This is a genomic window from Stenotrophomonas veracruzanensis, from assembly GCF_032911525.1.
GTDB lineage: Bacteria > Pseudomonadota > Gammaproteobacteria > Xanthomonadales > Xanthomonadaceae > Stenotrophomonas > Stenotrophomonas africana.
Map to the genome: position 1 here is coordinate 1 of NZ_JAWJTI010000021.1, position 25,437 is coordinate 25,437.

Here is a 25,437-nt window from a genome sequence, read left to right on the forward strand (position 1 = left end):
CCCCCCCCCCCCCCCCCCCCCCCCCCCCCCCCCCCCCCCCCCCCCCCCCAGAAATCCGCTGTTCGCGGCAAGCCCCAGCCACGAGGGGGCTCCGCCGATGGCCGCCGACTGCGCGTCAGCGCCGCTTTCCGCCCAAATCGCCGAACCATGCGCTTGCTCACGGATTGACCACGCAATTGATGACAACGTTGTCCCCACCTGGCGCCGGACTCTCTCCCCGGCCTCCCAGGTGCCTCCGTCCGGCCCCTCCGTCGCCTTCCCGGGCGACGCCCGGACCTGCGTCACGCGCGGCGCCATCGGGGCCCGCGCGCCCTTTGATCGGAGACTTACCCATGTACGACCCGATTGTGCGCAGTGCCGAACGTGCGACCCGAAGCTGTCGTCCCCGCCGCCTGGCCTGGCTGCTTGCCCTGGCCGCCGGTGCCGCCGCCCTGCCCGGCCTGGCGCAGGCCGCCAGCTGTGCCGGCGTGGCCCAGTGGGACCAGGCCAAGATCTACCGGGCAGGCGATACCCTGCAGAAAGGAGGCGTCCTCTATCGGGCGAACCAGGACATCTGGAACGCGCCGCCGGACCATCCGGCCGGTGCTCCCTACTACACCAACCTCGGCGCCTGTGATGGCAGCGGCGCCAACCAGCCACCGGTGGTCAGCCTGACCTCGCCGGCCAATGGCGCCACCTTCAGTGCCGGCAGCACGGTCAACGTGACCGCCAGCGCCAGCGATCCGGACGGCAGCGTCGCCAAGGTCGAATTCTTCCGCGATGGCAGCACGCTGGGCGTGGCCACCAGTGCGCCGTATGCGGCCAGCTGGGCCAATGCCAGCGCCGGCAGCCACACCCTGCGCGCGGTAGCGACCGACAACAACAACGCCACCAGCAGCACCGCGACCATCACCATCACCGTCAACGCCGCCGGTGGCGATACCACCGCACCGAGCGTGCCGGGCGGGCTGGCGGTCGGCACGCGTACCGCCAACAGCATCGCGCTCAGCTGGAGCCCCTCCACCGACAACACCGGCGGCAGCGGCCTGGCCGGCTACGACGTGTATCGCAATGGCAGCCTGGTCGGTTCACCGTCCAGTGCCAGCTATGTGGATGGCGGACTGACCGCGTCGACCACCTACCGTTATCGCGTACGTGCCCGCGACAACGCCGGCAATGCGTCGGCACAGGGCACCGAGATCAGCGCCACCACGCTGGCCGGCGACGGCGGCACCACCGGCAAGCGGGTCATCGGATACTTCACCCAGTGGGGCATCTACGGCCGCAACTACCGGGTCAAGAACATCGACAGCAGCGGCTCGGCCGCGCGCCTGACCCACATCAACTACGCCTTCGGCAACGTGCGCAACAATCGCTGCGAAGTGGGCGTCACCCAGCCCTCGGATCCGAACAGCGGTGCCGGTGGCGACGCCTTCGCCGATTACACCAAGGCCTTCAGTGCCGCCGAGAGTGTCAGCGGCAGCGCCGATACCTGGGACCAGCCGCTGCGCGGCAACTGGAACCAGCTCAAGCAGCTCAAGGCCAAGTACCCGGGCATGAAGGTGCTGATCTCGCTCGGCGGCTGGACCTGGTCGCGCGGCTTCTCCAGCGCGGCGCGCCCGGAGAACCGCCAGGCCTTCGTCGCCTCGTGCATCGACGCCTACATCAAGGGCAACCTGCCGGTGACCGACGGTGCCGGTGGCGCCGGTGCCGCACTGGGCGTGTTCGACGGCATCGACATCGACTGGGAATACCCGGTGGCCTGCGGCATCGAATGCGGCAAGCCGGAGGACAACGCCAACTTCACTGCGCTGATGGCCGAATTCCGCCGCCAGCTCGATGCGGTGCGTCCGGGCCTGTTGCTGACGGTGGCAGTGGGTGCGGGCATCGACAAGATCCGCGTCACCGATCCGGCCGCGTACCACCCGTACCTGGACTACATCAACGTGATGACCTACGACTTCCACGGCGCGTGGGATGCGAAGACCAATCACCAGTCGGCGCTGTTCGATTCGCCGAATGACCCGTCCACCGGCGACCAGAAGCTGTACAACAGCAACGACGCCATCGAGGCCTTCATCAGCCGTGGCGTGCCCGCCGCCAAGCTCAACCTGGGCATCGGTTACTACGGGCGTGGCTGGACCGGTGTGGCCAATGCCAACAACGGCCTGTACCAGACCGCGACGGGTGCCGCCCCGGGTACCTACGAGGCCGGCATCGAAGACTGGAAGGTGCTGAAGAACCTGGCGTGGCCGGGCTACACCGACAACACCGCCGGTGCCACCTGGATCTACAACGGCAGCACGCTGTGGAGCTTCGATACCCCGGCCAACATCACCCGCAAGATGGGCTACGTGAAGACCCAGGGCCTGGGCGGCGCGTTCGTCTGGGAGTTCAGTGGTGACGATGCACAGGGCACGCTGACCAAGGCGGTCAGTGATGGCCTGAAGTAGGAAAAAAGCCGGGGATGCGACACGCATCCCCGGCTTCCGACCTGTAGAGCCGAGCCCATGCTCGGCTGCCGAAACATCAGCCGAGCATGGGCTCGGCTCTACAGGAAAAGATCGGCGGCGTCAGCGCTTGGCCGACAGCTTTTCCAGCGCCGCGCGCAGCTGCGCCGGCGGCAGGTAGCCGCCCAGCTGGGTGCCATCCGGCGCGAAGATCGCCGGCGTGCCATTCACGCCCAGCTGCTGGCCCAGCGCGTACTGCATCGCCACCGGGTTGGTGCAGTTCTTGGCCGGCACGCTGCCACCGCGCTTGGCATTGGTCAGCGCCTGGCGACGATCCGCCGCACACCAGACCGAGATCATGTCGGTGTAATCCTTGCTGCCCAGGCCCATGCGCGGGAATGCCAGGTACTCGACGCTGATGCCGTTGCGGTTGAGCTCGGCGATGTCCTGGTGCAGCTTGCGGCAGTAACCGCACTCGATGTCGGTGAACACGCTGATGGTGTACTTGGCGTTCGGCGCGGCGAACACGATGCGGTCGCCGTGGTTGGCCTTGGCCAGCAGGTCACGGCGGTAGCCGAGCAGGCCTTCGCTGTTGGCCGGGCCTTTGGCGCGGGTGTCGTAGGGCTGCGACTGGAACAGGTAGCGACCGTCATCGGACACATACAGCAGCTGCCCGGAAACGACGACCTCGCGGAAGCCGGGGAACGGTGCAGCACCGATGTAGTCCACCTGGAAGCCGGGATTCAGCGCGGTCAGCGCGGCGCGCACGGCCTGGTCGGCCGAAGCGTTGGCGGCCGGGCCGGCCTTGGCCGCAGCAGTGGCGGGTGCCTTGGCGGCCGGCGGAGCCGGCTGGGCGCAGGCGGTCAGGCTGAGCGCACCGAACACGGCGGCGATGGCAAATCGAAGCATGGAGCGTTCCGCGGCAGAAGAAGACCCCGGATTCTGACACAGCCACCGCGACCGGGCCGCGACGCCGCACACGGCGCAAGGCAGGGTTCAGGCCCTCGCTCAGCCGCGTGGATGATGCCGGGCATGCAGCTTCTGCAGGTGTTCGCGCGCAACCAGGGTGTAGATCTGGGTGGTCGACAGCGAACTGTGGCCGAGCAGCATCTGCAGCGCGCGCAGATCCGCACCGCGGTTGAGAAGGTGGGTGGCGAAGCTGTGGCGCAGGCCATGCGGACTGATCCGCACCGGGTCGATGCCAGCCACCTGCGCGTGGCGCTTGACCAGGTGCCAGAACGCCTGCCGGGTCAGTGCATGCAGCGTCGGCTCGATGAACAACGGGGTCTGCCCATCGGCCAAGGCCTGTACTCTGCCCTTGCCGACCAGCTGCGGGCGCGACTGCTGCAGGTAACGCTCCAGCCAGTGCTGCGATTCCTCACCCAGCGGCACCAGCCGTTCCTTGCTGCCCTTGCCGGTAACCCGCAGCACGCCCTGGCGCAGGTTGACCGCGGTGGCCGGCAGCAGCACCAGCTCGCTCACGCGTAGACCGGCGGCATACATCAGTTCCAGCATGGCGCGATCGCGCAGGCCCAGCGGGCTGTCGATGTCCGGGGCCGCAAGCAGCGCATCGATCTGGCTTTCGGCCAGCGCCTTGGGCAGCAGCCGTGGCAGCTTCGGCGGATCCAGCAGCGCGCTGGGGTCCTCGCTGCGTTCGCCGCGGCGCACGCCATCGGCGAAGAACGCCCGCAGCGCCGACAGCAACCGCGCATTGCTGCGCGGCGACCAGCCATGCCGGGTGCGCCAGGCCAGATAGTCAAACAAGCCCGGGCGCTCGATGCCGGCCAAGCCACCGTCGCGCCCATCCATCCAGCGCGCCAGCCCTTCCAGGTCACGCCGGTAGCTGTCGAGGGTGGCGCGGGCCAGGCCGTTCTCGGCCCAGATCGCATCGAGGAAGCGCTGGATGCGCACGCTGTCGTCGGCGCGCAGTTCGGGCAGTTGCTGGACCAGCTGGCGGCGTTCGGCGGGGGTGGAAACAAGGGCCATGCGTGCAGGATACGAGGGCCACTGCGGGCACGGCCAGCTTTGCGTATGCTCGGCGCATGTCCCGCCCTGCCACCGACACGGCCCCTGAGGCCGCTACCGAATTGCCCCGCCCGCGTGCGCTGCTGCCCTGGCGCGTGCTGGCAATGGTCTACGACGCGCTGCCGGTGCTGGCGCTGTGGATGCTGGCCGGCACGCTGTTCACCCTCGCCTACACCTTCAGCGGCCACGCGCAGCGCGAGAACATCGCGCCGTTCAGTGCCTGGCAGTGGCTGCTGTGGGCGGTGTGCTGGGCGATCACGGGGTGGTACGCCACGGCCAGCTGGCGCCGCGGCGGGCAGACACTGGGCATGCGGCCATGGCGGCTGAAACTGCAATCGCGCGATGGCACCCCATTGCGGCGCGGCCAGCTGTGGCTGCGTTTCGCCGTGGGCACGCTGTCCCTGCTGCTGGGCGGCCTGGGATTCTGGTGGGTGTGGGTCGACCGCGAACGCCTGACCTGGCACGACCGCGCCAGCGGCACCCGTCTGGTGCGCATGCCGAAACGGTGATGCACGACCTGTAGAGCCGAGCCCATGCTCGGTTGGCAGGCGGTGCGCAAAAAGCAGCCGAGCATGGGCTCGGCTCTACAGAATCCAGCACGCTGGGCCGGGATGCTGGTGGTCCTGGCGCGGATGCCGAAGCGGTGGATCGCCCCGGTGGCGCCGGGCATGGCCCCGCGCTACCAGAATCAGCCCGACTTGCGCCGGAACAGCAATCCGGACACCGCCAGCATCACGATCGGCGGCAGCGCATAGGCAATGCGGTAATCGAACTTCAACGCGCCAGCCATGCGCCCGAAGAACAGCTGCAGCAGCCAGAAGCCCAGTGCAAACAAGATGCCCAGGAACAGGCGCTTGCCCATGCCGCCACTGCGCAGCGAACCGAACGCGAACGGCACCGCCGCCAGGCACAGCGCCAGCACGTTCACCGGGTAGAACCAGCGGCTCCAGTACACATCCTCGAAGTCGCGCGCATCCAGCCCGTTGCGCTGGCGGTAGGCAATGCTGGTGCTCAGCTCGGCCACACTGAGGTTGCGCGGCTTGGCGATGCCGGTGGCCAATGCGGCCGCATCCAGCTTCGAATTCCACGGTTCACGCGCGATTTCCTGGCGGGTCGCCGAGCGCTCGCCGAAGGTGTCGCGCCGGACCCCGGTCAGCACCCAGCCGTCCTTGTCGTGCTCGGCGGTGTCAGCATGGGTCAACGCGGCAATCTTGCCGTCGTCGGCGATACGGTACAGGCGCACATCACGCAGGATCAGGCGCGTGCCCTTGTCACCCACCAGCTGCTCCTCGCCGCTCTGCGCATTGAGGAAGGTATCGCCCTCGCGTGCCCACAGGCCCGAGTAGCGGGTGGTGGAAATGTCCCGCCCCCACTTGGCGCTGGCCTTCAACGCATCGGCGCGGTCCTGACCCCAGGGGCCCAGGGTCTCGGCGCTGAGCACCATCACCGCGGTCAGCAGCGACAGCGCGATCGCCACCGATACGCTCAGGCGCTTGCGCGACAGGCCCAGCGCGCGCAGCGCCGTCAGTTCCGAAGTCGCGGCCAGCTGGCCCAGGCCCATCAGCGCGCCGATCACCGCAGCGGTGGGGAACATCGTGTAGGCGCGGCGCGGCACCGTGTACAGCACCCAGGCGGCGGCATGGCCCAGGGTATAGCCGTTCTTGCCGATGTCCTTGAACTCGCCGGAGAACGCCATTACCACGTCCAGGCCGACCAGCACGGCCCAGGTCAGCAGCACCGTGGTGAACACCGACTGGCCCAGGTACAGGTCGAAACGCATCGGGCGCAGCCTCATGCGCGGGCTCCCTTGGGGCGGCCCAGACGGCCATCACGTGCATACATCCAGATCGCCAGCGCCAGCAGCGGCAGGGTCAACCACCACAGGCCGAGCGCGGGCGGAATCTTGCCGTTGGCGATCCAGCCACTGCCGATGAACATCAGGTTGGTGCCGACCATGTAGGCCATCAGCGCCAGCATCATCCGGCCGTAGCGCTGCTGGCGCGGCGAGCTGCGGCCCAGCGGCACGGTCAGCAGGGCGAACGCCAGGGCGATCAGCGGCGGCGCCAGGCGGCGGTGCAGCTGCGCCTGCGCCTGCGGACGCTCATCGCCGATCAGCTTCAGGGTCGGCATCAGTTCGGGGTCATCTTCGGTGCGGGTCTGCGCGCCATCGGGCAGGGCCACGTCGTTGCGGGCGAAGGTCGCCAGCCGGTAATCCAGCGCGCCAGCCACCGGCCCCTCCACCTGGTGGCCATCATCCAGCTCCAGGAAGCGCTGGCGGGTGCCCTCGAAGAACATGCGGCCACCATTGGCGGACACCACTTCCAGGCGGTCGTCCTTCTGCCGCTGAAGGAATACCTTGCCCAGCTGGGTGCCATCGGGCGAGATCGAGGACAGGTAAACCACGCCGCCATTGGGCAGCGGGGTGAAGCGGCCCGGCTCCAGGCCCGCCATCAGCACGCTGCGGTTGGCCTCGATGATCATCTGCTCGGCCATCCGGCCGGCCCACGGGCCCAGCCACAGCGAGCAGGCGCCCACCAGGGCCACCACCGGCACCACCAGCATCAACAGTGGCCGCAGCAGGCGTTTGGGCCCGACGCCAATGGCGGTGATCACCGCCATCTCCGAGTCGCGGTACAGGCGGGCGATGGCCAGCAGCAGGCCCAGCATCAGCGCCAGCGGCAGGATCAGCGGCAGGTAGGCGATGAACTGCAGGCCCAGCTGCGAGAACAGCAGCTTGGCCGGCAGGCGCCCGTCGGCAATGTTGCCGAGGATGTCCACCAGCACGCCGCCCACGCTGACCACCAGCAGGACGATCAGGGTAGCCAGGAAACTCTGGACGAAATCGCCCAGCAGGTATCGGTCGAGCTTCAGCATGGGGCGGTGGTTTAAACTCTGGGGTTCGTTCGCGGTGCCGCCCAGTCTACTGTCTGGGCGTAAACGGCCTGCGATTGTACGGACTCGCCAATGGAATCTGCTCAATGGCCCTCGAATTCACCCTGAACCACGTTGCTCCGGCCGCCGCCGCCGTTGATTGCCTGGTGGTCGGCGCGTATGCCGACCATACCCTGACCGCGGCCGCACAGGCCCTGGACACCGCCAGTGGTGGCCGCCTGGCCGCCCTCGCCCAGCGCGGCGACCTGTCCGGCAAGACCGGCGCGACCACCCTGCTGCACGACCTGCCGGGCGTGACCGCCCCGCGCGTGCTGGTGGTTGGCCTCGGCGAAGTCGCCCGTTTCGGCGTGCCGCAGTACCTGAAGGCCGTCGGCGATGCCGTGCGCGCGCTGAAGGCCGGTGCTGCCCGCAGCGCACTGTTCACCCTGTCCGAAGTGACGGTGAAGGACCGCGACGCGGCCTGGGCGATCCGCCAGGCGGTGATCGCCGCCGATCACGCCGCCTACCGCTACACCGCCACCCTGGGCAAGAAGAAGGCCGACGACGCCGGCCTGGCCCAGCTGGCCATCGCCGGTGACGACGCCCAGGCGCTGGCCCAGGGCCAGGCCATCGCCGCCGGTGTCGAGTTCGCCCGCGAGCTGGGCAACCTGCCGCCGAACTACTGCACCCCGGCCTACCTGGCCGAGGTGGGCGTGAAATTCGCCGGCGAGCATGAAGGTGCCGAAGCCGAGATCCTCGACGAGCATCAGATGGAAGCGCTGGGCATGGGCTCGCTGCTGGCCGTGGCCCGCGGTTCGGCCAACCGCCCGCGCCTGGTCGTGCTGAAGTGGACCAATGGCGGCGACGCCAAGCCATACGTGCTGGTCGGCAAGGGCATCACCTTCGATACCGGTGGCGTCAACCTGAAGACCCAGGGCGGCATCGAGGAGATGAAGTACGACATGTGCGGTGGCGCCAACGTCATCGGCACCTTCGTCGCTGCGGTCAAGGCCAAGCTGCCGCTGAACCTGGTGGTGGTGGTGCCGGCGGTGGAAAACGCCATCGACGGCAACGCCTACCGCCCGTCCGACGTGATCACCTCGATGTCGGGCAAGACCATCGAAGTGGGCAATACCGACGCCGAAGGCCGCCTGATCCTGTGCGACGCGCTGACCTACGCGCAGCGCTTCGAGCCGGCCGCGCTGGTCGACGTGGCCACCCTGACCGGTGCCTGCATGGTCGCCCTCGGCCACCAGACCGCCGGCCTGATGAGCAAGCACGACGACCTGGCCAACGAGCTGCTGGCCGCCGGCGAGCACGTGTTCGACCGCGCCTGGCGCCTGCCGCTGTGGGACGAGTACCAGCCGATGCTGGATTCAAGCTTCGCCGACGTCTACAACATCGGCGGCCGCTGGGCCGGCGCGATCACCGCGGGCTGCTTCCTGTCGCGCTTCGCCGAAGGCCAGCGCTGGGCCCATCTGGACATCGCCGGCGTGGCCAGCGATGAAGGCAAGCGTGGCATGGCCACCGGCCGCCCGGTCGGCCTGCTGAGCCAGTGGCTGCTGGACCAGGTCGCCCGCGCCTGATGCCGTACCCGACCCTGGCCGGCAAACGCCGGCCGGGGCCTCGCCCGGCACCGCCGGAACCCTGCCTGACCCGGACCCTGCCATGCCCCGCGCCGACTTCTACCTGATCGCCAAGCCCCGTTTCCTGACTGAGCCGCTGCGCCTGGTCTGCGAGCTGGCGCGCAAGGCCAACGACGCCGGGCTGTTCACCCTGGTACTGGCCCGTGACCAGGCCCAGGCCGAGGAACTGGACGAGCTGCTGTGGGCGTTCGACAACGATGCCTACATCCCGCACCAGATCGTGGGTGAGGATGTCGACGAGGAAGAAGCGCTGGTGCTGATCGCCCCGCCGGGCGGTGACGCGCCCGTACGGTCGCTGGTGATCAACCTGCGCGACGAACCCTGGCTCGGCCAGTGCGAACGCGTGCTGGAAGTGGTGCCGGCCGACCCGGAAGCGCGCGAACCGCTGCGCGAACGCTGGCGCCAGTACAAGACCGCCGGTTACGACCTGAACAAGCACGACATGTAAGGCCGCGCCGGCCCCCTTGATGGGCCGCTGCCGCGCCCTGATCCTTCAACGATTACCTCTTGGTTCCCCCGCATGACCCAACTCGCCTCCAGCTACGACCCGAAGTCCTTCGAGACCGACCTCTACGAGGCCTGGGAGAAGGCTGGCCACTTCAAGCCGTCCGGCACGGGCGAGCCGTACACCATCCTGCTGCCGCCGCCGAACGTGACCGGCACGCTGCACATGGGCCACGCCTTCCAGCAGACGCTGATGGATGCGCTGGTGCGCTACCACCGCATGCGCGGCTACGACACGCTGTGGCAGGTCGGTACCGATCATGCCGGCATCGCCACCGAAATGGTGGTCAGCCGCAACCTGGCGCTGGAAGGCAAGGGCGAGACCCGCGATTCGCTGGGCCGCGAAGGCTTCATCGGCAAGGTGTGGGAGTGGAAGCAGCAGTCTGGCGACACCATCGAGCGCCAGATGCGCCGCCTTGGCACCTCCGCCGACTGGTCGCGCAGCACCTTCACCATGGACCCGCAACCGTCGGCTGCGGTCAACGAAGCCTTCGTGCGCTGGTACGAACAGGGCCTGATCTACCGCGGCCAGCGCCTGGTCAACTGGGACCCGGTGCTGAAGACCGCCATTTCCGACCTGGAAGTGGAGAGCGCCGAGGAAGACGGCTTCCTGTGGTCGATCGCCTACACGCTGGATGAGGGCCTGAGCTACGAGCACATCGAGCGCGACGCCGACGGCGTGGAAACCCTGCGCGAAACCCGCGACTATCTGGTCGTCGCCACCACCCGCCCGGAAACCCTGCTGGGCGACACCGCGGTGATGGTGCACCCGGAAGACGCGCGCTATGCGCACCTGATCGGCAAGAGCGTGGTGCTGCCGCTGACCGGCCGCCGCGTGCCGGTGATCGCCGATGACTACGTGGACCGCGCGTTCGGCACCGGCGTGGTCAAGGTCACCCCGGCGCACGATTTCAACGACTACGAAGTGGGCGTGCGCCACAGCCTGCCGATGATCAACCTGTTCACCCCGGTGGCAGCGCTGAATGAAAATGCACCGGAGCGTTTCCAGGGCCTGGACCGCTACGAAGCACGCAAGGCCGTGCTGGCCGAGCTGGAAGACCTGGGCATCCTGGTCGAGACCAAGGCGCACAAGCTGCAGGTGCCGCGCGGTGACCGTACCGGCCAGGTGATCGAGCCGTACCTGACCGACCAGTGGTTCGTGAAGATGGACGACCTGGCCAAGCGTGGCCTGGAACTGGTCGAGGACGGAAGCATTTCCTTCGTGCCGCCGAACTGGATCAACACCTACCGCCACTGGATGAACAACATCCAGGACTGGTGCATCAGCCGCCAGCTGTGGTGGGGCCACCGCATCCCGGCGTGGTTCGACGAAGCCACCGGCAGCTGCTACGTCGGTCGCAGCGAAGAGGAAGTGCGGGCAAAGCACAACCTGGGCAGCGACGTGGTGCTGAACCAGGAAAGCGACGTGCTGGAGACCTGGTTCTCCTCGCAGCTGTGGCCGTTCTCCCCCCTGGGCTGGCCGAACGAGCAGGCCATGGCCGAGCGCGGCTTCGATCGCTACCTGCCGTCGTCGGTATTGATCACCGGCTTCGACATCATCTTCTTCTGGGTGGCGCGCATGATCATGGCCACCGACAACCTGGTCGGGAAGATCCCGTTCAAGGACGTCTACTTCACCGGCCTGATCCGCGACGGCCAGGGCCAGAAGATGTCCAAGAGCAAGGGCAACGTGCTCGACCCGCTGGACATCATCGATGGCATCACCATCGACGACCTGGTTGCCAAGCGCACTGGCGGCCTGATGCAGCCGAAGATGGTCGAAAAGATCGAGAAGGCCACCCGCAAGGAATTCCCGGACGGCATTGCTGCCCACGGTGCCGATGCGCTGCGCTTCACCATCGCGGCTCTGGCCACCCACGGCCGCGACATCAAGTTCGACATGAACCGCGCCGAGGGCTACAAGAACTTCTGCAACAAGCTGTGGAACGCCAGCCGCTTCGCGCTGATGAACACTGAAGGCGCGGCGTTCACCGGCGTTCCCAAGCCGCGTACGGATGCCGAGCGCTGGATTCTCTCGCGCCTGGCCGCCACCACCGCCGAAGCGCAGGGCCATTTCGCCGCCTACCGCTTCGACCTGCTGGCGCAGTGCCTGTACGAGTTCGCATGGAACGCGTTCTGCGATTGGTTCCTGGAACTGAGCAAGCCGGCCCTGAATGGTGCCGACGCAGCGGATGCCGAGAGCACCCGTCACACGCTGTTGTACGTGCTGGAAGCGCTGCTGCGCCTGCTGCACCCGCTCACGCCGTTCATCACCGAACAGCTGTGGCAGCAGCTGGCCCCGCGCCTGGGCCTGGCCGAAACCACGCTGTCGCTGCGCCCGTACCCGACCGCCGCCGAGTTCGAAGGCGATTTCGCCCAGGCCGAGGCCGACGTGGAATGGTTGAAGGCGGTGATCAGTGCGGTGCGTCGCGTGCGCAGCGAACTGAACGTCGCCCCGTCCAAGCTGGTGCCGCTGCGCCTGCAGGCCGGGCTGGAGCAGGACCGCGTGCGCATTGAACGCTTCAGCGCCTCGCTGTCGTTCCTGCTGAAGCTGGACAGCATCCAGTGGCTGGCCGAAGGCGAAAGCGCACCGCCTGCCGCCGCCGCGATTGTTGGCGAACTGAAGCTGCTGGTGCCGCTGGAAGGCCTGGTCGATCTCGATGCCGAGCGCGTGCGCCTGGACAAGGAAATCGCCCGCGTCGAAGCCGAAAAGGAAAAGAGCGAGACCAAGCTGGCCAAGTTCACCGACAAGGTGCCGCCAGCCGTGGTCGAGCAGGAACGCGTGCGACTGGCCGACTGGAATACTCAGCTGGCCGGCCTGCGCGAGCAGCGCGCGAAGCTGTAAGCGCCGCACTCTGGTGCGTGCCAACCAAGGTTGGCACCTACCACTGCGGGAGAGGTTGGCACCTGCCACTGCGGGAGAGGTTGGCACCTGCCACTGCGGGAGAGGTTGGCACCCACCGAAGCGGAATCGGAAACGCCGGGCGATGCCCGGCGTTTTCATTTCCGCGCATGGCATCATCGCTGGATGCCTCTTTCCATTTTCCTGCTGGTCCTCGCGGCCGCGGCCCTGCATGCCAGCTGGAATGCGATCGTCAAGCGCGGGCCGGACAAATTCCTCGGCACCGTGCTGGTCACCGGCAGCGCCGCGCTGCTGTCCGCAGCCGCCCTGCCCTTCCTGCCATTCCCCGCCCCGCACAGCTGGCCGTGGCTGGCCGCTTCAGTGCTGCTGCAGGTGACGTACTACGGCCTGGTCGCCCGCTGCTACCAGCAGGTCGACATGAGCCTGGCCTACCCGCTGATGCGTGGCAGCGCGCCGATCCTGGTCGCGCTGGCGGGCACCCTGCTGGGCGAGAAGCTGCCACTGGCGGCGTGGCTGGGCGTGGCGCTGGTCAGCACCGGCATCCTGTGCATGGCAGTGGGTGCGCGCGGCGGCCAACTGCGGCTGCCGCTGCTGACCGCGGCGATGATCGCCACCTACACCCTGGTCGATGCGCAGGGCGCACGCCAGTCCGGCAGCGCACTCAGTTACACGCTGTGGCTGTTCCTGCTATCGGGCGTTCCGCTGCCACTGTGGGCGCTGTACACCCGCGGTGGCGCGGTGCTGGTCTATGCACGCCAGCATTGGCCACTGGGCCTGGCCGGTGGCGTCGGCACCACGGCGTCCTACGCGATGGCGTTGTGGGCGATGACCCAGGCACCGGTGGCGATGGTCGCGGCGCTGCGCGAATCGTCGATCCTGTTCGCGTTGCTGATCTCGGTGTTCCTGCTGCGCGAACGGATTCCGCACGCGCGCTGGCTGGCAGCGGCGCTCATCGTCTGCGGTGCATTGGCCTTGCGGCTGGCGTGAGCAATGCGTGCCAACCAAGGTTGGCACCTACCGAAGCGGACAATGTGTGCCAGCCAGGGTTGGCCGCCGCCGGTAGTGTCGGCTGCTGGCCGGCAACCCTTCTCCCTTACAGCGGCGGCATCGTCTGCAGGTCGCCGTCGACCAGTTCGATCGCCATCACCACCGCATCTTCGCGGCCCTGTGCGGCCGGATAGTAACGCGGGCGGCGGCCGATCTCGTTGAAGCCTTCGCTGTGGTATAGCGCCAGCGCCGGCGTGTTGGACGGACGCACCTCCAGGAACACACGCTGCGCGCCGCGGTCACCGGCCAGCTGCACCAGCGCGCGCAGCAGCTGGCGTCCGAGTCCACGCGACTGGGTCAGCGGGTCGATGCAGATGTTCAGCACATGGGCCTCGTCGGCCGCGATGCTGAGTACGCCATAGCCGATCAACTGGCCATCGCGCTCCATGGCCAGACCCGGGTAGCCCGCACGCAGGCAGTCGACGAAGATGCCGCGGGTCCACGGGAACGGATAGCCACGTACTTCGATCGCCATCACCGCGTTGAGATCGCTTTCGCGCAGCGCGCGCAGGCTGACCGGACCGGGCAGGCTGACCGCACTCATGGCGTGCCCCGCTTGCGCAGGGCACGCAGCTGCGGCCACAGCGCACGCTTGGCGGCCGGGTCCTGACGCAGCTGGTCCAGCGGCCAGCTGTCCATCAGCGCCTGCGTGGCCGGATCGTTGGGGTTGCAGCCGGACGCACGCAGCAGGGCAATCTGCAGGCGATCCGGCAGGCGCACCACCGGCTGCCGCGCATTGCCGCCCGGCAGTGGACGACTAGGAGCCGGCGCGGTATCCGGTGCGCTGACCGGAGTCTCGCGACGCGGCGGCGCCGGGCGTTCCTGTCGGGAAACCGGTGTGGCTTCAGCCCGAGGCGCGCGCGCGGGCGCGGTGGGTGCCCGCGCCTGCTCCGCCGCTGGCGCGGCAGCCGTCTCGGCTTCGGCCACACTCAGCTGCAGCGCGGCATCCAGTTCCGCGGCCAACTGGCCGTCGTGGTAGACGGTGTAGCCCATGGCCTGCAGCCAGGCCTGCTGGGCCGGTGACCACAGCACGGGCAGGTCCTGGCTCACGCGGCCTCGGGCTTCTTGCGCAGGCGCTGCACGGCCCACATCACCGGGCCGGACAAGGCGTACAGGATGCCGACTGCGAACAGCACACGCGGCAGATCGATGACCGCGATGGCGATCGCCACCGGCACCAGTGCCAGCACCAGGAACGGGACGCGGTCGGAACGGGTGCCCTTGGCGGCACCGCCCTTGAAGCTCCAGAAGCGGATGCGGCTGACCATCAGCAGTGCAGCGATGATCGTCACCGCCAGCGCCACGTAGCGCAGCTGGTTGCCATCCCAGCCCAGGTTGCCATCCGCAAAGGCCCATACGAAGGACATCATCAAGCCAGCCGCAGCCGGGCTGGCCAGGCCGACGAACCAGCGCTTGTCGACCACCGCCACCTGGGTGTTGAAGCGGGCCAGGCGCAGCGCGGCACAGGCGGCATACAGGAAAGCGACGGCCCAGCCGACACGGCCGAGCAGCGGGTCATCGAACTTCAGCCACGACAGCGACCAGTGGTACATCACCAGCGCCGGGGCCATGCCGAAGCTGACCAGGTCGGCCAGCGAGTCGTACTGCAAGCCGAATTCGCTGCTGGTACCGGTCAGGCGCGCCACGCGCCCGTCCAGGCCATCCATCACCCCCGCCACGAACACGGCGATGCTGGCGTTGACGAAATCCCCGTTGGCTGCGGCGATGATCGCGTAGAAGCCGGCGAACAGGCCGGCGGTGGTGAACAGGTTGGGCAGCAGATAAATCGTGCGCGAACGCGGCGGCGGTGTGATCGGGTCCATGGAATCCAGTTTAATCGACTTGCCAGTGCTCGGCGCCAATGCTGCAATCGGTGTTCTACGCCCATTCCGTGGAGTTTGCCATGCGTGCCCTGTCCTGCCTTGGATGCCTGCTGCTGTTGGCCAGTGCCAACGCCGTGGCTGGCCCGGTCTATAAATGGAAGGACGCCCATGGCGTGACCCAGTATTCGGAGACCCCGCCGGCGGGCAGGAAATTCGAGACCCGCGAGCAGGCCCGCACCCCGCAGGCCGCGGCCAGCGCCGAAACCCCGGCCACACCCGTGCCGGAGCAGTGCAGCACCGCCCGTGCCAACCTGGCCCTGCTGGACGGTGGCGGCCAGGTGATGCAGGACACCGATGGCGATGGCAAGCCCGATAGCCCGTTGAGCCCGGAGCAGCGCAGCGCGCAGAAGGGATTGGCGGAGGCCGCCATCAAGGCCTACTGCCCACCGGCGGGTTAAAGGGGGTCGGCAGGGCTGCGCCCTGCACTTGCAGAGGCTGCAAGCAACGGCAACGGCAACGTCAAAAGCGGGCATTCCGTGGAATGGCTGGGCGGTGTCGGATTGCGGGGACGCCGCAAGTACGTCCATGTAGGCTTGGCAGCCGCATCCATGCGCCTGACACCCCGCAATCCGACACCGCCCCACCCGCCATCTCCCAGGAAACCCGCTGTTGTTGTTGCTGTTGCTGTTGACGTTGCTTGAGGCGGGTGCAGGGCGCAGCCCTGCCGATACCCCTCCCCCCAGCCGGGCTGGCAGAATAGGCGTCTCTGCCGTTATCCGAAGCCGACGATGCGCCTCTCCCAGTTCCACCTGCACACCACCAAGGAAACCCCCAGCGACGCCGAGCTGACCAGCCACCGGCTGATGCTGCGCGCGGGCATGATCCGCAAGCTGGCATCGGGCCTGTACACCTGGTCGCCGCTGGGCCTGCGCGTGCTGCGCAAGGTCGAACGCATCGTGCGCGAGGAAATGGACCGCGCCGGTGCCGTGGAATTCCAGATCCCGACCATCCAGCCGAAGGAACTGTGGGAGCAGACCGGCCGCTGGCAGAAATTCGGCCCGCAGCTGCTGAAGATCAAGGACCGCAAGGACCAGGTGTTCTGCTACAGCCCGACCGCCGAGGAAGCCGCCTGCGACTTCGCGCGCAGCGAGCTGTCCAGCTACAAGCAGCTGCCGGTGAACTTCTACCAGGTGCAGACCAAGTTCCGCGACGAGATCCGCCCGCGCTTCGGCGTGATGCGCTCGCGCGAGTTCCTGATGAAGGATGCCTATTCGTTCCACCTGCACGATGAGTGCCTGGTGCGCGAGTACGAGAACATGAAGTCGGCCTACAGCCGCATCTTCACCCGCCTCGGCCTGGATTTCCGCATGGTGCAGGCGGACTCCGGTGCGATCGGCGGTGATGCCTCGCAGGAATTCCACGTGATCGCCGATTCCGGCGAAGACGCGCTGGTGTTCTCCACCGGTTCGGACTACGCGGCCAACATGGAAGCGGCAATCGCCGCCGATCCTGCACCGCGTGCGGCCGCCAGCGAGGCCATGCGCAAGGTCGACACCCCTACCCAGAAGACCTGCGAGGATGTCGCGGCGCTGCTCGGCATCGACCTGCAGCGCACGGTGAAGTCGGTGGCACTGATCGCCGGCGAAGGCAAGGCACAGCAGTTCGTGCTGGTGCTGGTGCGCGGCGACCATGAGGTCAACGAGATCAAGCTGGCCAAGGTTGCCGGCCTGGAAGAACAGCGCTTTGCCAGCGAGGCGGAAATCGCCGAGTACCTGGGCAGCGTGCCGGGCTTCCTCGGCCCGGTCGCCCCGGCCAAGGCCATCCGCGTGGTGGCTGATCGCGAAGTGGCGGCGATGTCCGACTTCGTCGTCGGCGCCAACGAAGCCGGTTTCCACCTGGCCGGCGTCAACTGGGGCCGTGACCTGCCGGAACCGGAAGTGGCCGACATCCGCAACGTGCGTGCTGGCGACCGTGCCCTGGACGGTGGCGAACTGAAGATCACCCGTGGCATCGAAGTCGGCCATGTGTTCCAGCTGGGACGCAAGTACGCCGAAGCGCTGGATGCCACCGTGCTGGATGAAAACGGCAAGGCGGCGGTAATGGCAATGGGCTGCTACGGCATCGGCATCTCGCGCGTGGTCGCTGCCGCGATCGAACAGAACCATGACGATGCCGGCATCATCTGGCCGGACGCGATGGCGCCGTGGCAGGTGGTGGTGTGCGTGATCAACCCGAAGGGTGACGCCGCCGTGGCCGATGCAGCCGCCAACCTGCTGCAGGAGCTGCGCGATGCAGGCCTGGACGCGGCGCTGGACGACCGAGGCCTGCGCCCGGGCGCGATGTTCGCCGACATGGAACTGATCGGCATCCCGCACCGCGTGGTGGTCAGCGAACGCGGCCTGGCCGCCGGTACCTACGAGTACCGCTCGCGCCGCGCCAGCGAAGCGGAAAGCCTGGACAAGGCCACCCTGCTGCAGCGCCTGCAGGGTTGATCAGTAAAAGACCGGGGCATGCCCCGGTCTTTTTTTTACCTGACGCCCCCTTGAGCAATATTGCAGCAGACATAATCCGGTCAAAATCGACGCAATGCGGCCGGCATGTCGCCAAGCCTTGTCCTGCCTGCATTTGTACTCTGATTAATTCATCTTTATTCTGTCCGCCGACGCCATGGACTGGCTCGTCCCGTCCACACATTAGTTTCCGGAGTAACCGTAAATGAGCATTGACCTGACCGGCCTGTCGGCACGCGAGCTGGGCGCCCTGATCCGCACCGCCAAGAAACAGCAGACCATCGTCGCCAAGCGCCGGCCGATCACCAAGGTTCGCGCCCAGCTGACCAAGCTGGCCAAGACCGAGGGTTACACCATCGAGGAACTGTTCGGCGACGCCCCGGCCCCGCGCGCCCGCAAGGTAGCCAAGGTCGCCAAGGCACCGTCGAAGACCGCTGGCCGCAAGCTGGGCAAGGTTGCCCCGAAGTACCGCAACCCGGCCAACCCGAAGGAAACCTGGACTGGCCGTGGCAAGCAGCCGCGCTGGATGGCCGAGCTGACCGCCAAGGGCAACAAGAAGCCGGAAGATTTCCTGATCAAGAAGGCCTGAGGCCAGATCGGGATGCAATGAAAAACGCCGGCGAAAGCCGGCGTTTTTTGTTTGTAGAGCCAAGCCCACGCTCGGCTATCCATATCCGAAGCCGAGCATGGGCTCGGCTCTACAGAGTCTTGCGAGCAGGCATCAGCAGGTTGCCGAACAGCAGGCCCGCCACCAGCGCCATCACCACGTTGAGCACGGTGAGGAACACGCTCTGGCCGGCGCCCACGTCCTGCTGCTGGACCAGGGTCAGCACGCCGCGCAGGCTGGTGCTGCCGGGTACCATCATGATGATGCCCGGCAGGCGGATGATCGCACCCGGTCGGCCAACGAGGCGGCCGAACAGATTGCCACCGGCGGTCAGCAGCATCGCCGACAGGAAGATACCGGCGGGCGCGCCCCAGGCGTGGCCACCGAACTTGGAGATCGCATAACCGGCCACCGAGGCGGCGATCACCCACGGGTAATCACGGCGGTTGGCCTTGAACAGCATCGCGAAGGCGAATGCCGCGGTCAGCAGCGAACCCCACTCCACCCAGGGCCCCTGCGGCCGCGTAGCGCGGATCACCGGATCCAGCCCGAGCACGTCGGCCAGGGTCACCGCGATCATCGCGCCGACACTGAGTTTCATGATGGTGGTCAGCGCACCGGCGAAGCGCGCGGTCCCCGACACCCAGTGCTGGCTGGCCAGCTCGTTGACCGCATTGGTCAACGACATGCCCGGCAGCAGCACCACCAGCGAGGCGATGATCACCGTATTGAGGTTGAGTGCACCGACAAAGGACGCGACCAGGGTGGCGACCAGGCCGGCCAGCAGCGCGGCCAGTGCCTCGGCGGCTTCGCGGGTTGCCGGGCGACGGTCGGTGACCATGCCGAGCAGGCCGATCATCAGGCCGATGACACCGGCGGTGGCGATGTCCAGCCACGGCAGCTTCCACATGCCGGCCACGCCGGCCGCGCCAAGGGTGAACGAGAGGATGGTGCGCAGCTTGCCGCGGCGTCCCGGGTCCTTGTCCAGCTGGCGCAGCGCGGTGTGGCCCTGGGCGATGCTCATCCGCCCGTTGGCCACTTCCTCGGCGATATGGTCGGCGACGCTGAGCTTGTGCAGATCGTTTTCACCGGGCGCCAGGCGGATCACGCGGGTGATGTCACTGGAGCCGATCGCCTGCGCCGGGTCGCTGAAGCTGAGGATGATACCGGTGGGATTCGACCACGGTTCACAATCCAGATCGAGCTGGCGGGCAAGTGCCACTACCGCCGTTTCCAGGCGCTGAGCCGTTGTGCCATAGCTGTGCAGGCGTCCGGCGATCTCGGAAACGAAGGCCACGCGCTGCGCGTAGGTGGCCTGGGGCGTGGGGATCGTGTGAGCGTCTGCGGACATGCGCCGTAGTATTACCTAGGCTGGGCCTTACCGGAGAAATTCATCCGAGTTCGACGCGATGCCCAATACAGAACGGTTATGCTGCGACCCGAATGGCCCAAGTGACCCCGAACCACGCCCCCCAGCTCGAACAGGATGCCCATGACCCGGGCGTGATCCACCTGTCCGGCACCTGGACCTTGAAGACCGCGCTGGCCGCGGCCGAAGTCCTGCGCGGCGTTCCCGATACGCTGACCGGCATCGATGCCACCGCCATCGAAAAGATGGATTCGGCCGGCGTGCTGCAGGTGCTGCGCGTAGCCCATCGCGCCGACCTCGGCGAGGACGCACTGAAGTTCCGCCCGGATCACCAGGCGCTGGTGTGCACCATCGAGGAAGTCGCCGACGACCGGCCCAAGCCCAAGCGCGACTTCGGCGTGCTGGCGGCGCTGGAACGGCTGGGTGTCAGCGTCCATGCCACCGGTCACAACATCAAGGCGCTGTGCAGTTTCCTCGGCGAGAACCTGGTCAAGGCCGCACGCCTGGTGAAGGAACCGCGCCGGTTCCGGCTCACCGCCACCGTGCACCAGATGGAACAGGTGGGCCTGGATGCGGTGCCACTGGTAGCGCTGCTGTCGTACCTGGTCGGCGCGGTGATCGCCTTCCTCGGCTCCACCATCCTGCGTGACTTCGGTGCCGAGATCTATGTGGTCGAACTGGTCAACATCGCCTTCCTGCGCGAGTTTGCCGTGCTGCTGACCGCCATCGTGCTGGCCGGCCGCACCGCCAGCGCCTTCACCGCGCAGATCGGTGCGATGAAGGCGCGCGAGGAAATCGACGCGATGCGCACCCTGGGCCTGGATCCGATCGACCTGCTGGTGCTGCCACGGCTGCTGGCGTTGCTGGTCACCCTGCCGCTGCTGACCTTCATTGCAATGGTCGCCGGCCTGGCCGGCGGCATCACCGTCGGTGCGTTCGACCTCGACATCCCGCCGCAGATGTACATCGCGCGCATGCACGAGACGATGGAAGTGCGGCACATGCTGGTCGGCCTGTCGAAGGCGCCGGTGTTCGCGCTGGTGATCGGCCTGATCGGCTGCCTGGAAGGCCTGAAGGTGGAAGGCACGGCGCAGTCGGTGGGCGAACGCACCACCTCCAGCGTAGTGCAGACGATCTCGCTGGTGATCATCATCGACGCCTTCGCGGCGTTGTGGTTCATGCACATGGACTGGTGACATGAGCACGCATTCGACACCCGAAGAAATTCCCATGCAGGACGACGACGGCCACGACCTGGCCATCCGCGTGCGCGGGCTGGTCAACCGCTTCGGCAGCCAGACCGTGCATGAAGACCTGGACCTGGACGTGCGCCGCGGCGAGATTCTGGGCGTGGTGGGTGGTTCGGGTACCGGCAAGTCGGTGCTGATGCGCTCGATCCTCGGCCTGCGCGTGCCCGATGCCGGGCAGATCGAAGTGCTCGGCCGCGACGCGCGTGCCGATGATACCGAGAGCCGCCTGCACATCGAACGCAATACCGGCGTGCTGTTCCAGGACGGCGCGCTGTTTTCGTCGCTGACCGTGGGCGAGAACGTGCAGGTACCGCTCAAGGAACACCACCGCGAACTGCCCGAGCGCTGGCATTACGAGCTGGCGCTGTTGAAGGTGAAGCTGGCCGGCCTGCCCGCCGATGCGATCAACAAGCTGCCCTCGCAGCTGTCCGGTGGCATGCGGAAGCGCGCCGGCCTGGCCCGGGCGCTGGCACTGGATCCGCCGCTGCTGTTCCTGGACGAACCGACCGCCGGTCTCGACCCGATCGGTGCGGCGGCGTTCGACCGCCTGATCAAGACCCTGCAGGAAGCGCTGGGCCTGACCGTGTTCCTGATCACCCACGACCTGGACACGCTGTATGCCATCTGCGACCGGGTGGCGGTGATCGCCGACCGCAGGGTGGTGGCCAACGCCCCCTTGCCGGACATCGAGAAACTGGATCATCCGTGGATCCAGGAATACTTCCACGGACCGCGCGCGCGCGCCGCGCGTGGCGAACAGATCGAGAGTGCCTGAGCCATGGAAACCAAAGCCAACTACGTGCTGATCGGCGCGTTCACCCTGATCACCGGCCTGGCCCTGCTGGCCTTCGGCCTGTGGGCCGCCAAGTACTCCTCCGACCGCACCTGGCAGGAGTACCGCGTGGTGTTCCGCGAAGCCGTGACCGGTCTGTCGGTGGGCAGCCCGGTGCAGTACAACGGCATCGCGGTGGGCTCGATCACCGAGTTGAACCTGGTGCCCGACGACCCGCGCCAGGTCGTCGCGCGCATCCGCCTGAACTCCAACACGCCGGTCAAGACCGATACCCGCGCCAAGCTGGCGATCACCAGCCTGACCGGCCCGTCGATCATCCAGCTCAGCGGCGGCACGCCGCAGTCGCCGGCACTGACCACGGTCAACAAGGATCCGGCGCCGATCATTCCGACCACGCCGTCGGCCCTGCAGAACATCACCGACGTCGCCAACCGCATTGTCGAGCGCATGGACCAGATCCTCAGCGACCGCAACGTGGCCTCGATCAACGCCACACTGGCCAACCTGGAAACGATCAGCGGCGGCCTGGCCGACCGTGATCAGGGCACGCAGGCGCTGCTGCTCAGCGCGCGCGATGCCGCCCGCAGCCTGGACACCACGCTGAAGACCACCAACGGCACCATCGAGCGCCTGGACAGGAATCTGGTGCAGCAGCTGCCGGGCATCATCGACAAGCTCGACGGTACCCTGGCCAAGCTCGATTCGGCCGCCGGCAACGCCGACTCGATCCTTGGCGAGAACCGCGCCGCGATCAACAGTTTCGCCAACGATGGCCTCGGCCAGCTGGGCCCGACGCTGACCGAACTGCGCGGTCTGATCCGCGACCTGCGCCGGGTCAGCGACCGCCTTGAGAACAACCCCGCGCGCTACCTGCTGGGCCGCGACGCACCGAAGGAGTTCGAACCCAAATGAGCCCGACCACCCTTCCGCGCCGGCTGCTGGCCGCTTCGATGGTCACCCTGCTGGGCGGCTGCTCCATCCTTGGCAGCAGCGAGAAAACCGCGGTGACGCTGTACTCGCCGGCCGTGCAGGTCAAGGCGGACCCGGCGTGGCCGCAGGCCAGCTGGCAGCTGGTGCTGGCCAAGCCCAGCGCCGCGCGCATGGTCGACAGCCCGCGCATCAACGTGCGGCCGACACCGTCGCAGATGGAGATCTACAAGGGGGCCAGCTGGGCACAGCCGGCCACCGACATGATCGAAGACACCCTGCTGCGCGGCTTCGAGGACTCCGGCCGCATCCGCGGCGTGGCCCGCAGCACTGCCGGCATCCGCGCCGACTACAAGCTGTCCACCGACGTGCGCCGCTTCGAATCCGATTACCAGGGTCAGGCGACGCCGACCGTGGTGATCGAGGTCAACGCCAAGCTGATCCACGTGGCCGACCAGCGCGTGGTCGCCGACCGTACCTTCCGCCAGGCGCAGCCGGTCGGCAGTACCGACGTACCGGCGGTGACCGCAGCCTTCGAGCGTGGCCTGCAGCAGCTGGCACAGGACATGGTGGGCTGGACGCTGCAGAGCGGGCAGGCCGACCAGCCGACTGTCACGCGCTGATCGATCAGCGCGGCGTAATCCAGCGGAACGTCAGGTTGATCCGTTCACCCTGCACCCGCGCCATCTTCGGCAACGCGTGCTGGTAAAACCTCTGCGTCTGCCCGGCCATCACCAGCAGATCGCCATGGCCGAGCAGATACTCGGCCTTCCGCGCCGGGTCGTCGCGCCGGCGCAGCAGGAAGCGCCGTTCCGCGCCCAGGCTCAGTGAAGCAATCACCGGCATCGGGCCCAGTTCGGGTTCGTCGTCACTGTGCCAGCCCATGTAGTCGCCACCACCGCGATAGCGGTTCAGCAGCACGCTGTTGAAGCGGCCGAAGCCTTCCGCCTGCAGGCGCTCGCGCATGGCCTGCAACGCGGGTGGCCACGGGTGCGGAACGAAATCAGCCCCGGAATAGCGGTAGCGCGCCTGCGGGTCACCGATCCAGCAGCTCAACCGCGGCGAATCCACCCAGCTGCCAAACATGCGGATGCGATGGATCTCCCAGGCCACGTCGGCCTGCAGCGCGGACATGAGCCCGTCGCCATCGGCGGCAGCCAACCAGCCCGGCAGGTGCTGGACATCGGCATCGGGGAGGTCATGGGGAAACAGCATCAAGGCCCCGCAGGATGGGGGCGGCACTTGACCGCCCTCACGGCATCAAGCGCGCTGGAACGTCACGCCCGTTTTCTCCTTCAGTTCGTCGTCGCTGACACCCGGCGCTGCTTCCACCAGCAGCAGGCCCTTGTCAGTCACGTCGAACACGGCCAGGTCGGTGATGATGCGGTCGACCACGCCCACGCCGGTCAGCGGCAGCGTGCATTCGGTCAGGATCTTGTGCTCGCCGTTCTTGGCGGTGTGCTCCATCAGCACCACCACGCGCTGCACGCCGGCCACCAGGTCCATCGCACCACCCATGCCCTTGACCATCTTGCCGGGCACCATCCAGTTGGCCAGGTCACCCTTGTCGGTGACCTGCATGGCGCCGAGGATAGCCAGGTTCACATGGCCACCGCGGATCATCGCGAAGCTGTCGTGGCTGCCGAAATAGCTGGCACCGGCACGCGCGGTGACGGTCTGCTTGCCGGCATTGATCAGGTCGGCGTCCACTTCGGCATCGGTCGGGAACGGACCGATGCCGAGCAGGCCGTTTTCCGACTGCAGCCACACGTCCACCCCTTCGGGGATGTGGTTGGCAACCAGGGTCGGCAGGCCGATGCCCAGGTTCACGTACGCACCATCGGTCAGTTCGCGGGCGGCACGTGCCGCCATCTCATCGCGGGTCCACGCCATGTCAGTTGCCCTCCGCGCGGATGGTGCGCTGTTCGATACGCTTCTCAGGATGCGGGTTGTGCACGATGCGGTGCACGTAGATGCCCGGCAGGTGCACCTGGTCCGGGTCGATGGCACCGACCGGCACCACCTCTTCCACTTCCACGATGCAGACCTTGCCGGCCATCGCACAGGCGGGGTTGAAGTTGCGCGCGGTCTTGCGGAACACCAGGTTGCCGGCCTCGTCGGCCTTCCACGCCTTGACCAGTGCCACATCGGCGCGCAGCGCGGTTTCCATCACGTAGTGCTTGCCGTCGAACTCGCGGGTTTCCTTGCCTTCGGCCACCACCGTGCCATAGCCGGTGCCGGTGAAGAACGCCGGAATGCCTGCACCGCCGGCACGCAGGCGTTCGGCCAGGGTGCCCTGCGGGTTGAATTCCAGCTCGAGCTCGCCGGCCAGGAACTGGCGCTCGAACTCCTTGTTCTCGCCCACGTAGGACGAAATCATCTTCTTGATCTGCCGGGTTTCCAGCAGCTGGCCCAGACCGAAGCCATCGACCCCGGCATTGTTGGAGATCACGGTCAGGCCCTTGGCGCCACTGTCGCGCAGCGCGGCGATCAGGGCCTCGGGGATGCCACACAGGCCGAAGCCGCCCACGGCCAGCGTCTGGCCATCGGCGACCACCCCTTGCAGGGCCTCCGCCGCACTGGCGAAGCGCTTGCTGCGCTTGCCGGTGGAAGTCGATTGCTGCATCTCTACTGCCCTACCCGGTGAGAATGTTGCCATTCTAGCGGTACACCCGTTACCGGCTGGGGTGCGCCGCAGCATGAACCGGTATGCCCGGCCGCCTTTCCGTAGAATGTCCCCTTCCCCGCTTGCGGTGCCCTGGGCAACGCGCGC

At 67.4% G+C, this 25,437-nt stretch carries 24 protein-coding genes; 13 read left to right on the forward strand and 11 right to left on the reverse strand.

Annotated elements, in window-relative coordinates:
* Positions 1 to 332 precede the first annotated feature (332 nt).
* Positions 333 to 2,432, forward strand: coding sequence for a glycosyl hydrolase family 18 protein (locus R1H25_RS13410; RefSeq protein WP_317223828.1), 2,100 nt, complete (start codon positions 333 to 335; stop codon positions 2,430 to 2,432).
* Positions 2,433 to 2,552: 120 nt separating this feature from the next.
* On the opposite strand, the gene R1H25_RS13415 is transcribed toward R1H25_RS13410, so the two are convergent.
* Positions 2,553 to 3,338, reverse strand: coding sequence for a DsbC family protein (locus R1H25_RS13415; RefSeq protein WP_088479990.1), 786 nt, complete (start codon positions 3,336 to 3,338; stop codon positions 2,553 to 2,555).
* Positions 3,339 to 3,437: 99 nt separating this feature from the next.
* A complete protein-coding gene (gene xerD / locus R1H25_RS13420) occupies positions 3,438 to 4,415 on the reverse strand; it encodes a site-specific tyrosine recombinase XerD (protein WP_049447585.1) in 978 nt (325 codons plus the stop codon).
* A 56-nt stretch (positions 4,416 to 4,471) separates the two neighbouring features.
* On the opposite strand from xerD, the gene R1H25_RS13425 reads away from it, so the two are divergent.
* Positions 4,472 to 4,963: an RDD family protein gene (locus R1H25_RS13425; protein ID WP_317223829.1), complete on the forward strand. Its 492-nt coding sequence runs from the start codon at positions 4,472 to 4,474 to the stop codon at positions 4,961 to 4,963.
* Positions 4,964 to 5,142: 179 nt separating this feature from the next.
* Here R1H25_RS13425 and lptG read toward each other — a convergent pair whose 3' ends face one another.
* Both lptG and lptF read right to left on the reverse strand, forming a co-directional pair.
* The gene (lptG, locus tag R1H25_RS13430) at positions 5,143 to 6,249 is read right to left on the reverse strand and encodes an LPS export ABC transporter permease LptG (RefSeq protein ID WP_049447583.1); all 1,107 of its coding nucleotides are present in this window, start codon (positions 6,247 to 6,249) and stop codon (positions 5,143 to 5,145) included.
* Entirely contained in the window at positions 6,246 to 7,328 is a 1,083-nt protein-coding gene (gene lptF, locus R1H25_RS13435) for an LPS export ABC transporter permease LptF (protein ID WP_088479992.1), read from the reverse strand. The genes lptG and lptF overlap by 4 nt, the downstream gene beginning before the upstream one ends.
* A 104-nt stretch (positions 7,329 to 7,432) precedes the next feature.
* Here lptF and R1H25_RS13440 point away from each other — a divergent pair, with 104 nt between their 5' ends.
* The 4 genes from R1H25_RS13440 (at position 7,433) to R1H25_RS13455 (ending at position 13,325) form a co-directional block, all read left to right on the forward strand.
* Positions 7,433 to 8,911 carry a leucyl aminopeptidase gene (locus R1H25_RS13440; RefSeq protein ID WP_057499806.1) on the forward strand — a complete coding sequence of 493 codons (1,479 nt, stop codon included), beginning with the start codon at positions 7,433 to 7,435 and terminating at the stop codon, positions 8,909 to 8,911.
* Positions 8,912 to 8,993: 82 nt separating this feature from the next.
* A complete protein-coding gene (locus R1H25_RS13445; protein WP_317223830.1) occupies positions 8,994 to 9,419 on the forward strand; it encodes a DNA polymerase III subunit chi in 426 nt (141 codons plus the stop codon).
* 72 nt (positions 9,420 to 9,491) lie between these two features.
* A complete protein-coding gene (locus tag R1H25_RS13450) occupies positions 9,492 to 12,320 on the forward strand; it encodes a valine--tRNA ligase (RefSeq protein WP_317223831.1) in 2,829 nt (942 codons plus the stop codon).
* A 183-nt stretch (positions 12,321 to 12,503) separates the two neighbouring features.
* Positions 12,504 to 13,325, forward strand: a complete 822-nt coding sequence (locus R1H25_RS13455; RefSeq protein ID WP_317223832.1) for an EamA family transporter — start codon at positions 12,504 to 12,506, stop codon at positions 13,323 to 13,325.
* A gap of 106 nt (positions 13,326 to 13,431) precedes the next feature.
* Here the strand turns inward: R1H25_RS13455 and rimI are convergent, their stop codons facing one another.
* The 3 genes from rimI to pssA are packed head-to-tail and all read right to left on the reverse strand — an operon-like array spanning position 13,432 to position 15,208.
* Positions 13,432 to 13,929 (reverse strand): ribosomal protein S18-alanine N-acetyltransferase, encoded by a 498-nt coding sequence (gene rimI / locus R1H25_RS13460; protein WP_049447575.1) that lies wholly within the window; start codon positions 13,927 to 13,929, stop codon positions 13,432 to 13,434.
* Positions 13,926 to 14,435 (reverse strand): hypothetical protein, encoded by a 510-nt coding sequence (locus R1H25_RS13465; RefSeq protein ID WP_099589951.1) that lies wholly within the window; start codon positions 14,433 to 14,435, stop codon positions 13,926 to 13,928. Before R1H25_RS13465 ends, rimI begins: the two co-directional genes overlap by 4 nt.
* The gene (gene pssA / locus R1H25_RS13470; protein WP_317223833.1) at positions 14,432 to 15,208 is read right to left on the reverse strand and encodes a CDP-diacylglycerol--serine O-phosphatidyltransferase; all 777 of its coding nucleotides are present in this window, start codon (positions 15,206 to 15,208) and stop codon (positions 14,432 to 14,434) included. Before pssA ends, R1H25_RS13465 begins: the two co-directional genes overlap by 4 nt.
* A gap of 80 nt (positions 15,209 to 15,288) precedes the next feature.
* Here pssA and R1H25_RS13475 point away from each other — a divergent pair, with 80 nt between their 5' ends.
* The 3 genes from R1H25_RS13475 to R1H25_RS13485 all read left to right on the forward strand — a co-directional run bounded on the left by R1H25_RS13475 (position 15,289) and on the right by R1H25_RS13485 (position 18,307).
* A complete protein-coding gene (locus tag R1H25_RS13475) occupies positions 15,289 to 15,666 on the forward strand; it encodes a DUF4124 domain-containing protein (RefSeq protein WP_317223834.1) in 378 nt (125 codons plus the stop codon).
* A 330-nt stretch (positions 15,667 to 15,996) separates the two neighbouring features.
* On the forward strand, positions 15,997 to 17,700 hold the full coding sequence (locus tag R1H25_RS13480) for a proline--tRNA ligase (RefSeq protein ID WP_317223835.1): 1,704 nt from the start codon (positions 15,997 to 15,999) through the stop codon (positions 17,698 to 17,700).
* A gap of 223 nt (positions 17,701 to 17,923) precedes the next feature.
* Complete coding sequence (locus R1H25_RS13485) at positions 17,924 to 18,307, forward strand: H-NS family nucleoid-associated regulatory protein (protein ID WP_005415203.1); 384 nt, start codon at positions 17,924 to 17,926, stop codon at positions 18,305 to 18,307.
* 109 nt (positions 18,308 to 18,416) lie between these two features.
* Here R1H25_RS13485 and R1H25_RS13490 read toward each other — a convergent pair whose 3' ends face one another.
* Entirely contained in the window at positions 18,417 to 19,676 is a 1,260-nt protein-coding gene (locus tag R1H25_RS13490; RefSeq protein WP_004142069.1) for a threonine/serine exporter ThrE family protein, read from the reverse strand.
* Positions 19,677 to 19,768: 92 nt separating this feature from the next.
* Between R1H25_RS13490 and R1H25_RS13495 the strand changes: the two genes are divergently transcribed.
* Genes R1H25_RS13495 through R1H25_RS13510 form a run of 4 tightly spaced genes read left to right on the forward strand, consistent with a single transcriptional unit; the run spans position 19,769 to position 23,287 of the window.
* Entirely contained in the window at positions 19,769 to 20,890 is a 1,122-nt protein-coding gene (locus tag R1H25_RS13495; protein WP_057500365.1) for an ABC transporter permease, read from the forward strand.
* Between the two features lies 1 nt (position 20,891).
* Positions 20,892 to 21,719, forward strand: coding sequence for an ABC transporter ATP-binding protein (locus R1H25_RS13500; RefSeq protein ID WP_317223836.1), 828 nt, complete (start codon positions 20,892 to 20,894; stop codon positions 21,717 to 21,719).
* 3 nt (positions 21,720 to 21,722) lie between these two features.
* Entirely contained in the window at positions 21,723 to 22,649 is a 927-nt protein-coding gene (locus R1H25_RS13505) for an MlaD family protein (protein WP_057500367.1), read from the forward strand.
* The gene (locus tag R1H25_RS13510) at positions 22,646 to 23,287 is read left to right on the forward strand and encodes an ABC-type transport auxiliary lipoprotein family protein (RefSeq protein WP_057500368.1); all 642 of its coding nucleotides are present in this window, start codon (positions 22,646 to 22,648) and stop codon (positions 23,285 to 23,287) included. Before R1H25_RS13505 ends, R1H25_RS13510 begins: the two co-directional genes overlap by 4 nt.
* 4 nt (positions 23,288 to 23,291) lie before the next feature.
* On the opposite strand, the gene R1H25_RS13515 is transcribed toward R1H25_RS13510, so the two are convergent.
* From R1H25_RS13515 to R1H25_RS13525, 3 genes are read right to left on the reverse strand one after another with little or no spacing between them, the layout of a single operon-like run.
* The gene (locus R1H25_RS13515; RefSeq protein ID WP_317223837.1) at positions 23,292 to 23,879 is read right to left on the reverse strand and encodes an alpha-ketoglutarate-dependent dioxygenase AlkB; all 588 of its coding nucleotides are present in this window, start codon (positions 23,877 to 23,879) and stop codon (positions 23,292 to 23,294) included.
* Positions 23,880 to 23,924: 45 nt separating this feature from the next.
* Entirely contained in the window at positions 23,925 to 24,557 is a 633-nt protein-coding gene (locus tag R1H25_RS13520; RefSeq protein WP_317223838.1) for a CoA transferase subunit B, read from the reverse strand.
* A gap of 1 nt (position 24,558) precedes the next feature.
* Positions 24,559 to 25,290 carry a CoA transferase subunit A gene (locus R1H25_RS13525; RefSeq protein WP_317223839.1) on the reverse strand — a complete coding sequence of 244 codons (732 nt, stop codon included), beginning with the start codon at positions 25,288 to 25,290 and terminating at the stop codon, positions 24,559 to 24,561.
* Positions 25,291 to 25,437 lie beyond the last annotated feature (147 nt).